Here is a 13,778-nt window from a genome sequence, read left to right as displayed (position 1 = left end):
TGATAACAATAGTTATCTTGACCAAGAAGCCACCACTTCAAACATTACCGTAGGTAGTTAAGTGGATGGTAGTTCACGAAAGAGATTATGGAAACAAGAAAACAACGTGATGTTATGGATTCATTTTGTAAAGTAGTTACATATAGAGGATATGATATAACCATAGGTGAACTTTTTTCTATAGGAGAAGAATATACATCCAATCTTCTAAAAAGCGTAAATGGAGGAGCTGCATATCCTATTGAAGATTGGAGTGATTGGTTCGAGGACTTTTTCATCATGTTGGCGAATATATAATATATAAACTAATTAGTTATATTATATATTTAAAGTTAAGAAAATAATTGAGAGATTAAAATATTTAAAAATAAGTGTAAATTTTATCAATCTTAAAAAAGGATTAACTTATTTCTAATAAATTTAGAAAAAATTAAACTAAAATAAGCTGACAAAAATCGATATGAGCTAATGATTTATAAAAGTTAGATGAAAAAATATAAGATATTTCTAAAAATTCAAAAAAAACAATAAGTTTTACCATCTCAGGTGTTGAAAAAAAAGATAAAAATAATTTATATGGAAAAAATAAAATTATACGTAAAAAAAGATTGAAATAAAAATTAAAAATGTCGATAAAACGTTAATTTCAAAACAAAATAACGCTATTGACAAACCATATTGCTTTAAATTATAATTATTGAAAATAATGATATTTAAAAATCATACTCATGTCATAGTCTAAAAGTAAGTCAAAAAAGAATGTAAGTCTAAGCAAGTACTACTCTAAAATGTGTTTTATTAAAAAATAAACGTTGAAAAAAATTAATTATTATATAAAAATGCTGTTTATACTTTAACAATGAGGTAGTAATCTAATTAGAATAAAAAACTCTAATTAGTTATATACATAGTAAAAAGGTAAGAGAGGTGATTTGGATGGCTTTTGAAATAATAAAAAGCATTGTTGAGGCAGAGCAGACAGCAGACAGTATTAAAGTAAAAGCTGTTACTGATGCAGAGTCTATCAGAGCTGATGCTGTAAACGAATGTGAAAGCATCTTGGCTGATGTAAAAAAGCAAGCAAAGCTTATGGAAGAAACTCTTGTTGAGAAGGCAGTCACCGACAGTAAAGCAGAGGTTGATAAAATCTTGGCAGATGCTAAAAGTGAATGTCTGAAAATTGAAAAAACTGCGACAGAAAGACGAAGTAAGGCAATCGAGGCGGTTATTGGAAAGGTAGTGAGATAATATGGCAATAGTTAATATGAACAAGATATCTATTGTTGGCTTAGAAGCTCAAAAAAGCCAAATTTTAAAGCTACTTATGAACCGTGGATTTGTTCAAATTGATGATAGTGCCTTTCTTACTGAAATGGATGAGTTAAAAAATCATCTTACAAAAGATGGTGAGGAGTCAGAGGTTATAATGTTAGAACAGAAGATGGCACATGTGAATCAAGCGATTGACATTGTTTCTTCACTAGTGAAACAAAAAAAAGCTATGTTTGCACCAAAAAGAGAATTTAACAAAATTGACAGTGAAAAAGAAGAGGAAATTTATGCTGAAGTTTTGGAGTTAAATAATCTAAATAAAGAGATAGGTGCAATAAGGAGTAACATAAATTTATTAAATAATAATAAAAGTATGTTAGAGCCATGGGTAAACTTTGATGTTCCTTTTGAAAAGATGGAAACTAAGTATACAAAAACTATTCTAGGAACGATACCCACAAACGCAAATATTGATGCTTTAAGAGTTAGACTAGAGGATGAAGTGCCAGAAAGTGTTCTTGGAATTATTGACTCTGACAAGTTAATGAACTATGTTTATTTAATTACTTTAAAAGAAACTTTTGATAATGCTACAGAAGTTCTTAAAGAATTTAATTTTTCAATAGTTACATTACCAAGTGAGGAAGGAACACCATCACAAGCTATCAAGAAATACAATGAAATGATAATTAGACAGGAAAACGTTTCTAAAAATAAGACAGAAGAAATCAAAAATCATGGAAATAATATACACATGCTTGAAAATCTATATGATTTTTACACTATAGAAAGAGACCAGAAAAAGATTATAGAGAGACTTGTAAAAACAAAAACAACATTCTGTCTTAATGGTTGGTTGCCAAGTAAAAGTGCCAGTGAGCTAATTAATGAAATCACAGAAAAGTTTGATTGTTGTGTTCAAACAGAGGAAGGAAATAAAGAAGAAGGTTTCCCAATTCTACTTGAAAACAATAAACTTGTAACACCTTTTGAAAGTGTAACAAACATGTACAGTTGTCCAAGCACAAAAGATATTGACCCAAATACAATTATGACTTTCTTTTATGTTATATTCTTTGGAATGATGCTAAGTGATGCTGCATATGGGATAATAATTGCCCTAGTTTGTGGATTTATTATATACAAATCAAAGATGAAAAAGGGTGAAGGAAATTTAATTAAACTTATTGGTATTTGTGGAGTTTCAACTACTATATGGGGTCTTATATTCGGGGGTATTTTGGGGGATTTAATTCCTATAAAAGCTTTAATTAATCCTTTAGAGGATGTTATGGTACTTATGGGGATGTCATTACTGTTCGGTATTATCCATATATATGTAGGTTTAGGAATTAAAGCATATACACTAATAAGAGATGGAAAGGTCATAGATGCAATTTGTGACGTAGGATTTTGGTATTTATGTATAACAGGGGTATGTCTACTTATAATACCTTTTGTTGCAGGAGATATAGGCGTATTTTCTGAAGTAGGAAAATATTTAGCAATTATAGGTGCTATAGGTCTTGTTCTTACTCAAGGGAGAAGCTTTAAAGGAGTACCTGTTAAGCTTTTTAAAGGATTTTCAAGTCTTTATGGTATAACAAGTTATTTTGCTGATATATTATCTTATACAAGAATTATGGCTCTTTGTCTAACAACAGGAGTTATAGGGCAGGTTATCAATCTTTTAGGGGCTATAGCTGGTCCAATATTTGCAGTTGTAATTGGTGTTGTAGGACACACAATAAACCTTCTTATAAATGCACTAGGTGCATATGTTCATACAAGTAGGTTACAGTATGTAGAATTTTTCAATAAGTTTTATGAAGGCGGAGGAGTTCCTTTTGTTCCGTTTAAGTATAAAACAAAATATACAAGCATTAATAAAAAGGAGATGTAAATATGGAATTTTTAAACGCGTTAGGAAATGGTCAATTTTTGGCAATATCAGGAGCTGCTATAGCAGCGTTATTTGCAGGTATGGGTTCTGCTAAAGGTACTTCAATAGCAGGGCAAGCCGCAGCAGGTGTTGTAACAGAAGACCCTAGTAAATTCGGTCAACTTCTAGTTTTACAACTTCTTCCTGGTACACAAGGTCTATATGGATTTATCATAGCTTTCCTTATTTTATCAAAAGCAGGAATTATTGGTGGAGATGCGATACCAACATCAGCTCAAGGTTTACAACTTCTTATGGCAGGGCTTCCAATTGGTCTAGTTGGTTTAGTATCAGGTATTGCACAAGGTAAGGCAGCAGCAGCAGGGGTTGGAATAGTTGCTAAAAGACCTGAAGAACTTGGTAAAGCTATAACATTTGCAGCTATAGTTGAAACATATGCTCTTTTAGGACTACTTGTTTCTTTCTTAGCTTACAATGGAATTGCAATTGGATAATTATAGAATATAATTCATAAGTAAAAAAAATGAAAAGGAGGAAGCACTCCTATGGGTAATGAACAAAAAATGATTGACAGAATTATAGCTGATGCCAAGCAAGAGGCGCAAGAAATATTGGATAAAGCTAAAATTGAAACAGATTCAAAGATAAGCTCAGCTAATGAAAAAGCTGAAAAGGAAATGGCTTCCTATACAAAGCTTGCAGAGGCAGAAGCAGAAAAAGCAGCTTCTAAAGAAATATCAGGAGCTTATATGGAGGCAAATAAACAAATATTATCAAAGAAACAACAGATTTTAGAAGAAGTAATTTTAGAAGCTAAAAATAAACTTCTAAATCTTAAAGATAGTGAATATGAAAAAATTATATTAAATATGATTGAAAAAGCGAATTGTACAGATGGTTCTGAGATAGTATTATCTAAAAAAGATAGAAAAACATTAAAAGATGTATTATCTAAAAAAGACATCAAAGTGTCTGATGAAACTAGAGATATTACTGGAGGTTTCATAGTTAAAAAAGGTGATATTGAGTATAATTATTCGTTTGAAGCTATAATTGCAGTAGAGCATGAAGATATTGAGCAAATTGCAGCAGAAATTTTGTTTAATTAAGGAGGGGGGTTAAAAAATGGCAGAAGAAAAAACTTATCCCTATGCCGTGGCACGAATAAGAGTGCTTGAAAAACAGCTTCTTAACAGACAAATGTTTATTCAAATGGCAGAAGCTAAAAGCCCTGAAGACTCTTTAAGAATTATAGCAGAAGCAGGTTATACGGATTCGTCAAACAATAATGTTCACAATTTTGAGAATGTTTTGACTCAAGAATTATCTAAAACATATGAAATTCTTAAAGGTCTAGCCCCTGAAGAAAAATTTGTTGATGTATTCCTTTATAAAAATGATTATCATAACTTAAAAGTTTTGATTAAAGAAGAAATCTCTGGTGTAGATGGCGAAAAGTACTTAATTGATGGAGGTACAATTCCACTTGCTAAGCTTAAAGAATCTTTAGCAAATCGTAGTTTTAGTGATTTACCTAAGATAATGGCAGGAGCAATAACAGATGCATTTGAGATTTATAGTAAAACACAAAATGGTCAAATGGTTGATATTGTTTTAGATAAAGCAACTTTTTCAAGTATGAAAGAGACAGCTACAGAAAGCCAAAATAAATTTGTAATAGATTATGTTATGAAAGTTTGTGATTTAACAAATCTAAAGAGTTTTATAAGAGTTAAAAATATGAAGAAAGATTTTGATATGTTTATGAATGTGTTTGTTTCAGGTGGTTCACTTGATAAAGAAAAATTCTTAGAAGCTTTTTCTTCAGACACTCCAGCATCATGTTTTAAATCTACTTCTTACTCTGATGTCTGTAAAAATGGTATGGATAGTGGATTTACTGTCTTTGAAAAACTTTGTGATGATTATCTTATGGAATATGTTAGAGACGCAAAATTTAAACCTCTTACACTAGAACCGCTAATTGCATATTTATATGCTAAAGAATCAGAAATAAAAACAATTAGGATTATTATGACTAGTAAGCTTAATAATATAGACGCAGATACTATAAAAGAAAGGCTAAGGGATGCTTATGTATAAAGTAGGAGTAGTTGGAGATAAAGATAGCATCATGGGATTTTTAGCTCTTGGAATAGATATCTTCCCAGCCTATGATAGTGACGAAATTAAAAAAAGTATACATAAGTTGGTTGAAGATGAATATGCGATAATTTATATTACAGAACAGGCGTCATTGCTTGCAAAAGAATCAATAGCAAAATACAAAGACTATCAACTTCCTGCTATTATAGTTATTCCAGGTATTGGAGGAAGTATGGGATTAGGTATGAATGAAGTAAGAGAATCTAGTAAACGTGCTATAGGTGCAGATATATTATTTAAAGAATAGATGCAAATTGAATAAGAGACAATCTCAAATTTTGTTAATGCTAAAAAAATGTATTGATAAAATATAGGAGGGAATATTTAAATTTTGATAAAGTATATGATTGCAGGTGAGAGAATATGAAAACAGGCACAATTGTAAAGGTGTCAGGACCGCTTGTCGTAGCGGAGGGCATGAGAGATGCGAATATGTTTGACGTCGTAAGAGTTTCTGATAAACATCTTATAGGCGAGATTATTGAAATGCATGGAGATAAGGCTTCTATACAGGTTTATGAGGAAACTTCTGGTCTAGGACCAGGAGAAGAAGTGGTTTCTCTTGGAATGCCTATGAGTGTTGAGCTTGGGCCAGGTCTTATTTCAACTATTTATGATGGTATTCAACGTCCACTTGAAAAAATGTATGAGATTTCAGGTACTAATATAACTAAAGGTGTTGAAGTATCTTCACTTGATAGAACAATTAAATGGGAATTCAAACCTAAAAAGTCTGCTGGTGATAAAGTAGTAGCAGGAGATATAATTGGGGTAGTTCAAGAAACTGCTGTAGTGGAATGTAAGATTATGGTTCCTTATGGAGTAAAAGGTACTATAAAAGAAATATATTCTGGAGAATTTACTGTTGAGGATACAGTTTGTGTTATCACAGATGAAAAAGGTAATGATATAGCTGTAACTATGATGCAAAAGTGGCCAGTTAGAAAAGAAAGACCATATAGGGAAAAGAAAACACCAGATTCACTTCTTGTTACAGGTCAAAGAGTTATAGATACATTTTTCCCAATTACAAAAGGTGGTGTAGCAGCTATTCCAGGGCCTTTTGGAAGTGGAAAAACTGTTACACAGCATCAGCTTGCTAAATGGGCAGATGCAGATATAGTTGTATATATAGGATGTGGAGAACGTGGAAATGAAATGACAGATGTTCTTCTTGAATTCCCTGAACTAAAAGACCCAAGAACAGGCGAGTCACTTATGCAAAGAACAGTACTTATAGCCAATACATCAGATATGCCAGTTGCTGCACGTGAGGCCTCTATATACACTGGTATTACAATAGCTGAATATTTTAGAGATATGGGATACAGTGTTGCACTTATGGCAGACTCTACATCAAGATGGGCAGAGGCTCTTAGAGAGATGAGTGGTCGTTTGGAAGAGATGCCAGGTGAAGAAGGTTACCCAGCGTATTTAGGTTCGCGTCTTGCTCAATTCTATGAGAGAGCAGGAAAAGTAAACTGTCTAGGTATGGATGACAGAGAAGGAACTCTTACAGCAATTGGTGCTGTTTCTCCTCCTGGTGGTGATACATCAGAACCTGTCAGCCAAGCAACACTTCGTATAGTAAAAGTATTCTGGGGACTTGATGCTTCATTAGCATACAAACGTCACTTCCCAGCAATTAACTGGTTAACAAGTTATTCACTTTATCAGGAGAAAGTTGATGTATGGGCAGATAAAAATGTAAATGATAATTTCTCAGCTCAAAGAGCTCAAGCTATGAAACTTTTGCAAGTTGAATCTGAGCTTCAAGAGATAGTTCAATTGGTTGGTGTTGACTCACTTTCAGATGGAGATAGATTGATATTAGAAGTTACTCGTTCTATAAGAGAGGACTTCCTTCATCAAAACTCTTTCCATGAAGTTGATACTTATACATCACTTCATAAACAATATAGAATGATGGGGCTTATTCTAAAATTCTATAAGTCAGCACAAGATGCTATTAAGCAAAATGTTACTATAAATGATATTATCAAGCTTTCAGTTCTTGAAAAGATTGGTCGTGCTAAGTATGTAGAAGAAGATAAACTAGATGCTGCTTACGATGCAATTGAAGATGAAATAGACAACGAGCTTGCTGACCTTATTAAAAAGAGGGGGGCTGAAGAACTATGATAAAGGAATATAAGTCAATACAAGAGGTAGCCGGTCCTCTTATGCTAATAAACGGCGTAGAAGGTGTAAAATTTGATGAACTTGGAGAAATTGAGCTTTCAAGTGGAGAAATTCGTCGTTGTAAAGTTCTAGAAGTAAATGAAGATACTGCACTTGTCCAACTTTTTGAAAGTTCAACAGGTATAAACCTTGCTGAAAGTAAAGTACGTTTTTTAGGAAAGAGTCTTGATTTTGGAGTTTCACCAGACATATTAGGTCGTGTTTTTAGTGGGATGGGTAAACCTATTGATGGTGGACCAGAAATTATACCAGATAAGAGACTTGATATAAATGGTGCACCTATAAATCCAGCAGCGCGTGATTATCCAGCTGAGTTTATACAGACTGGTGTTTCTGCAATAGACGGACTTAATACCTTGGTTAGAGGGCAAAAACTTCCTATATTCTCAGGTTCTGGTTTGCCACATGCTAATCTTGCAGTTCAAATTGCAAGACAAGCAAAAGTTCGTGGAACTGACTCTAAGTTTGCCGTTGTATTTGCAGCTGTTGGTATAACTTTTGAAGATGCAGATTTCTTCATAAGTGATTTTAAAGCAACTGGTGCAATCGACCGTTCTGTGGTATTTGTAAACCTTGCAAATGACCCAGCAGTAGAGCGTGTATCTACACCTAGAATGGCACTTACAGCAGCAGAATACCTTGCTTTTGAGCAAGATATGCATGTACTTGTTATAATAACAGATATTACAAACTATGCAGAAGCATTACGTGAAGTTTCTGCAGCTAAAAAAGAAGTTCCAGGACGTCGTGGATATCCAGGTTATCTTTATACTGACCTTGCTACAATGTATGAAAGAGCAGGAAAAATGAAAGGGCATGAAGGGTCTATAACAATGATTCCAATACTTACAATGCCTGAGGATGATAAAACACATCCAATTCCTGACCTTACAGGATACATTACAGAAGGACAAATTATACTTAACCGTGAACTTTACAAAAAAGATATACAGCCTCCTATAGATGTTTTACCATCACTTTCTCGTCTTAAAGATAAGGGGATTGGTAAAGGTAAGACTCGTGAGGACCATGCAGATACAATGAACCAGCTTTTTGCAGCATACTCAAGAGGTAAAGATGCAAAAGAACTTATGGCAATACTGGGTGAATCTGCACTTTCTGAAATTGATTTAATGTATGCAAAATTTGCAGATGAATTTGAGAAAGAATACGTTTCACAAGGGTTTAGAACTGACAGAACTATTGAGCAGACATTAGAAATTGGATGGAAGCTTCTTAGTATGTTACCCAAAAGTGAACTTAAACGTATTCGTGATGAATATTTTGAAAAATATATGCCTAAGGAGTGATATCTGTGGCTAGATTAAATATAAATCCAACACGTATGGAAATGACTAGACTTAAGAAACTCCTTAAAACTGCAACAAGAGGTCATAAGCTTCTTAAAGATAAGCTTGATGAACTTATGAAACAATTTCTTGAAATTGTAAGAGAAAATAAGCGATTACGTGAAGAAGCAGAAAATGCTCTTGATGCTGCTTATAAAAATTTTATAATTGCAAGGGCAGTTATGAGTCAGGAGTATCTAGGTTCAGCACTTATGATGCCAAAACAATCTGTTTCTGTAGGTGTTTCTACAAGAAATATAATGAGTGTTGATGTTCCTGTGTTTGACTTTAAAACTGAAAACAATCAAAGTGATATTTATCCTTATGGTCTTGCTTTTACATCAGGGGAATTAGATTCTGCTATGGAAGCATTTTCAGATGCAATGGAACCACTTTTAAGACTTGCAGAAAGTGAAAAAAGTGCACAGCTTCTTGCACAAGAGATAGAAAAGACACGTAGACGTGTTAATGCTCTTGAAAATGTAATGATACCAAATTACATTGAAACTATTAAGTATATTGCTATGAAGCTTGAAGAAAATGAGAGAGCAAGTACTACTAGACTTATGAAGGTTAAGGATATGGTGCTTAAAAAATCACTTGAAGAAAAAAAGAAAAATGATTTAGTTGGATAATTAAATACTTATACAAAATAAGCCTAACGTCCTAGTTTATAGGAGTTAGGCTTATTTTGTACAATATTTCAACACTCCTGATGTAAAAGTTATGTATATTCTACCTTGTATATAAAAAAACTTCAAATAAAATCATACTCGTATGGGTAAAAGGGTGTTTTTTATAAGAAGTTTTATGAAGATACAAGGGTCTATATGCATAGAACTTTGTAAAAAAATAATAAATTTAACAAAAATTTCTAAAAATTAACGAATTGTTAATTTACACTTAACTTCATATTAACAAATTAGGTGTATTATATAAACATAAGCAAAAACAATAAAAAACAATTAAAAAAATATAAAAACACAAAAAAGGGGGAAGATATGAAAGAATTTATATTTACTTGTCTGTGTATTGTAGTAATTGCATTTATGACAAGTTGCATATCAACAACACCACAAACTACTCAAGGAAAAGGAAATAATAAACTTACAATATATGCAGCATTAGAAGAAGAGCAAATAGCTTACTATATGGAAGGATTTAGAGAAGAGTATCCTAATATTGATGTAGAAATAGTGATGGATTCTCATGGTGTAATAGCTTCAAAATTATTAGCAGAAAAGGATAATCCACAAGCAGATGTTATATGGGGATTATCAGCAATGAATATGATAGAACTAAAAGAAGATGGGGCACTTGAAGCATATAAGCCTAAAAACTATGACAAGGTAGATAAGAGATTTAAGGATACTGGAAAAAATGTATCATGGGTAGGTATGAGTGTACCAGAGACAGCATTAGTAGTTAATTATAAAGAACTTGAAAAATTAGGGTTGGATGTTCCAAAAGGATATAATGATTTAATAAAACCAGAGTACAAAGGTCTTATAACAATGCCAAATCCAGCATCATCTGGTACAGGTTATCTTACAGTATCAGGACTTATCCAAATGATGGGTGAAAAAGAAGCTTATAATTATATGGATAAACTACATAAGAATATAGCTACATATACACATTCAGGTTCAAAACCTGCAAAACTAGCTGGTTCAGGAGAATACCCAATAGGCATTACACTTGGATATAGAGCTACACAGCAATTGTCTAGTGGAGAACCTATAGAAGTAGTATTTCCAAAAGAAGGTTCAGGTTGGGATTTAGAAGCAAATGCTTTGGTTAAGAAAGATAATATAAAAAAAGAAGCAAAATTGTTTTTAGACTGGGCAATAAGTGATTCAGCTATGGACAGATATGCACATGAAGTAGCAGTGACTTCTATAAAGACAGATAATACTGTACCAAAAGGTTACTCTAAACGTCCATTAGAACAGTTGATTAAAGAAGTTGATTTAAACTCTGCATCAAAAAATAGAAGTGAAGTGTTAAAAACTTGGGAATCAAAATATGGTTCAAAATCTGAAAGTAAGTAAAAGTTAAATGGATTTTTTAATAAAAATAGAGAAAAAAACTTATAAGAAAAATTAAAAAACAAAATTAAAAAAACAAATATAATTGTATAAGGGGAGATTAGATATGAGTTACTTAAAAATAAATAATGTGTTCAAGAGTTATGACCAAAAAAGAGTGTTAAATAATATTAGTTTAGATATTGAAGAAGGTGAATTTCTATGTTTACTTGGGCCTAGTGGATGTGGAAAAACTACATTACTTAGAATAATAGCAGGGCTTGAAGATGTAAATAGTGGAGCTATAATTCTTCAAGATAAAGATATCACAGATTTAGAGCCATCAAAGAGAGGTTTTGGGATAGTATTTCAATCATATGCATTATTTCCAAATATGACAGCATATAACAATATAGCTTTTCCGCTTAAAGAAAGAAAGGTACCAAAAGAAAAGATAGATAAGAAGGTTAGAGAAGTGCTTGAAACAGTTGGATTGAGTAATGAAGCTCATAAGTATCCTAAAGCATTGTCAGGAGGTCAACAACAGAGAATTGCAATAGCAAGAGCATTAGCACTTGAACCAAAGTTTTTACTTTTAGATGAGCCAATGTCTGCACTTGATGCAAAGGTTAGACACAAACTTAGAATGGATATTAAAAAGTTACAGAAAGAATTAAATATAACAACAATAATGGTAACACATGACCAGGAAGAAGCTATAACTATGGCAGACAAAATTGCAATCTTAAATGGTGGTGACATAATGCAGATAGGGACTCCAGAAGAAATATATCAAAATCCTCAAAACCTATTTACAGCTCAATTTATAGGAGATACAAACTGTTTTGATAGAGGAGATTCTATATTAACTGTAAGACCAGAATATGTTCAAATAGAAAAGTCAACAAAAGAAAATTATCATGGAACAATATCTAATATAGAATTTAGAGGGAATCTATTGAGAGTGGAAATAAAAGATAAATTAAATGAAAACTTTATAATAAGTGATGTTTCTATAAAAGAATGGGTTAATTTAAATTTAGTAGAAGGCGACTTTGTAAGTGTAAGTATAGATGAAAAATACTATTTAAAGTATCCAAAAGTTAAAGGAGCATAAATATATGAATAATAATGCTATAAGTTCTAAAAGTATAAATATTAAATCTAAAATGAATTTAGATATAAAAAAATGTATACTTACAGTATTAGTTATGTCTTTGGTAATATTTTTATTGGCACCCATAATCTATCTGTTTGTACAAGCATTTTTAGATAAAGATGGAGTTTTTGTTGGGTTACAAAATTTTAGAGAATATTTAGCTTCTGAAGCACTGTTAAATTCTCTGAAAAATACAATATTTGTATCTGTTATATCAACTATAATATCTTTAACGCTTGCACTAGTCTATGCATATGCACTAACAAGAACAAAGATTAAGTTTAAAGGACTTCTTAAATCTATAGCGATGTTTCCTATGTTTGCTCCTACAATGATGCACGCTATAGGTCTGGTATATTTATTTGGAAACCAAGGAGTAGTGACTAATTTACTTGGAATAAATATTCCGATATATGGTTCAATTGGAATAGTATTAGCACAAATTATATATGTATTTCCTCAATCATTTCAAATACTTTATATATCACTAAACTCAACTGACTATAGATTATATGAAGCTAGCAATGCTATGGGAATAAGCAAGATAAGAGAGTTTTTAAGTATAACGATACCTAGTATTAAGTACTCTTTAATAAGCTCAACATTTGTATCCTTCACATTGTGCTTTACAGACTTTGGAGCTCCAAAAGTTATTGGAGGAGATTTCAATGTATTATCAATAGATGTATACAAGCAAATTATAGGGCAGCAAAATATGCCTATGGGAGCAACTGTATCAATATTACTTTTAATACCTGCAATAATATCTTTTATAGTAACTAAAAAAATCGAAAAAAATCAAAATTCATATATAAATTCAAAATCAATCCCATATAAGGTTAAATCTAATAAGTTAAGAGACAGTATGTTTGGAGTCATTGTAGGAATTATTGCATTTGGAATAATAGCTGTAATGTTGACTGTAATCTTATCTTCACTAATATCTGTTTGGCCATATGATTTAAGACTCACACTTGAACACTTTTCTATGAAAAGTAGTATTGATGGAATTAAGCCATTTATAAATTCAATAGAAATGTCATTACTGACAGCGATTCTTGGTACAAGTTTTGTTTTCTTATTTGCATATCTAAACGAAAAAACAGAAAAAGCTCCATATTTAAAGTCATTTGGATATTTTTTAAGTACACTACCTATGGCATTACCAGGGTTAGTGTTAGGTATAGCTTATGTACTATTTTTTAATAAATTAGAGTTTAATTTGATGGATACAATATACATTAAAAACTTATTTAATGGATTGTATGGAACATTATTTATCATGGTTATATGTAATGTAGTACACTTTTTCTCAGTGGCATTTATAACTGCAACTACAGCTATTAAGAAAGTAGACAAAGAATTAGACATGGTGGCAAAATCGATGGGAATAAATAGTGCATCAATTCTTAAGAATGTAACAATACCACTTTGTTTGCCAGCAGTTTTAGAAAATTTTATGTATTTTTTCTTAAATTCTATGGTAACAATATCAGCGCTAGTCTTTATATATACAGCAAGTTCGAAGGTTGCAGCTATATCAATTGTACAGTTGGATGATAAGGGAAGTACAGCACAAGCAGCAGCACTGGCTGTATTGATATTAATTACAAATGTACTAGTTAAAGTAATTCATGAATTTATAAAAAATCGTTTGGAAAAAAGAGCAAATTTTAATTAAAGAAGTTATTGTATAAAAA

13 protein-coding genes are annotated in these 13,778 nt (G+C 31.8%); all 13 read left to right on the top strand.

The features are described from left to right. Nucleotides 1-87 precede the first annotated feature (87 nt). The 13 genes from KGF46_RS07930 to KGF46_RS07870 all read left to right on the top strand — a co-directional run bounded on the left by KGF46_RS07930 (nt 88) and on the right by KGF46_RS07870 (nt 13,759). The gene (locus KGF46_RS07930) at nt 88-297 is read left to right on the top strand and encodes a hypothetical protein (protein WP_227827687.1); all 210 of its coding nucleotides are present in this window, start codon (nt 88-90) and stop codon (nt 295-297) included. Between the two features lie 639 nt (nt 298-936). After that, on the top strand, nt 937-1,248 hold the full coding sequence (locus KGF46_RS07925; RefSeq protein WP_227827686.1) for a hypothetical protein: 312 nt from the start codon (nt 937-939) through the stop codon (nt 1,246-1,248). 1 nt (nt 1,249) lies between these two features. Beyond that, the gene (locus KGF46_RS07920) at nt 1,250-3,175 is read left to right on the top strand and encodes a V-type ATP synthase subunit I (protein ID WP_227861912.1); all 1,926 of its coding nucleotides are present in this window, start codon (nt 1,250-1,252) and stop codon (nt 3,173-3,175) included. Between the two features lie 2 nt (nt 3,176-3,177). Continuing rightward, the gene (locus KGF46_RS07915) at nt 3,178-3,669 is read left to right on the top strand and encodes a V-type ATP synthase subunit K (RefSeq protein WP_003422657.1); all 492 of its coding nucleotides are present in this window, start codon (nt 3,178-3,180) and stop codon (nt 3,667-3,669) included. Nucleotides 3,670-3,720: 51 nt separating this feature from the next. Then, nucleotides 3,721-4,284, top strand: coding sequence for a V-type ATP synthase subunit E (locus KGF46_RS07910; RefSeq protein WP_227850242.1), 564 nt, complete (start codon nt 3,721-3,723; stop codon nt 4,282-4,284). A 16-nt stretch (nt 4,285-4,300) separates the two neighbouring features. Beyond that, on the top strand, nt 4,301-5,278 hold the full coding sequence (locus KGF46_RS07905; RefSeq protein ID WP_227839670.1) for a V-type ATP synthase subunit C: 978 nt from the start codon (nt 4,301-4,303) through the stop codon (nt 5,276-5,278). Then, on the top strand, nt 5,271-5,588 hold the full coding sequence (locus KGF46_RS07900; RefSeq protein ID WP_009893746.1) for a V-type ATP synthase subunit F: 318 nt from the start codon (nt 5,271-5,273) through the stop codon (nt 5,586-5,588). Before KGF46_RS07905 ends, KGF46_RS07900 begins: the two co-directional genes overlap by 8 nt. 116 nt (nt 5,589-5,704) lie before the next feature. Continuing rightward, on the top strand, nt 5,705-7,483 hold the full coding sequence (locus KGF46_RS07895) for a V-type ATP synthase subunit A (protein WP_227433967.1): 1,779 nt from the start codon (nt 5,705-5,707) through the stop codon (nt 7,481-7,483). Then, nucleotides 7,480-8,853, top strand: coding sequence for a V-type ATP synthase subunit B (locus KGF46_RS07890; protein ID WP_227433968.1), 1,374 nt, complete (start codon nt 7,480-7,482; stop codon nt 8,851-8,853). The genes KGF46_RS07895 and KGF46_RS07890 overlap by 4 nt, the downstream gene beginning before the upstream one ends. A 5-nt stretch (nt 8,854-8,858) precedes the next feature. Further along, the gene (locus KGF46_RS07885) at nt 8,859-9,527 is read left to right on the top strand and encodes a V-type ATP synthase subunit D (protein ID WP_227854653.1); all 669 of its coding nucleotides are present in this window, start codon (nt 8,859-8,861) and stop codon (nt 9,525-9,527) included. Nucleotides 9,528-9,893: 366 nt separating this feature from the next. Further along, entirely contained in the window at nt 9,894-10,943 is a 1,050-nt protein-coding gene (locus KGF46_RS07880) for a putative 2-aminoethylphosphonate ABC transporter substrate-binding protein (protein WP_227827682.1), read from the top strand. A 103-nt stretch (nt 10,944-11,046) separates the two neighbouring features. Further along, nucleotides 11,047-12,036 (top strand): ABC transporter ATP-binding protein, encoded by a 990-nt coding sequence (locus tag KGF46_RS07875; RefSeq protein ID WP_227827681.1) that lies wholly within the window; start codon nt 11,047-11,049, stop codon nt 12,034-12,036. A gap of 4 nt (nt 12,037-12,040) precedes the next feature. Next, a complete protein-coding gene (locus KGF46_RS07870) occupies nt 12,041-13,759 on the top strand; it encodes a putative 2-aminoethylphosphonate ABC transporter permease subunit (protein WP_227854652.1) in 1,719 nt (572 codons plus the stop codon). Nucleotides 13,760-13,778 lie beyond the last annotated feature (19 nt).

Source organism: Clostridioides sp. ZZV14-6153 (assembly GCF_020657855.1).
In the GTDB taxonomy this organism is placed as follows: domain Bacteria; phylum Bacillota; class Clostridia; order Peptostreptococcales; family Peptostreptococcaceae; genus Clostridioides.
This window is presented reverse-complemented; position numbering and strand designations above follow the sequence as displayed.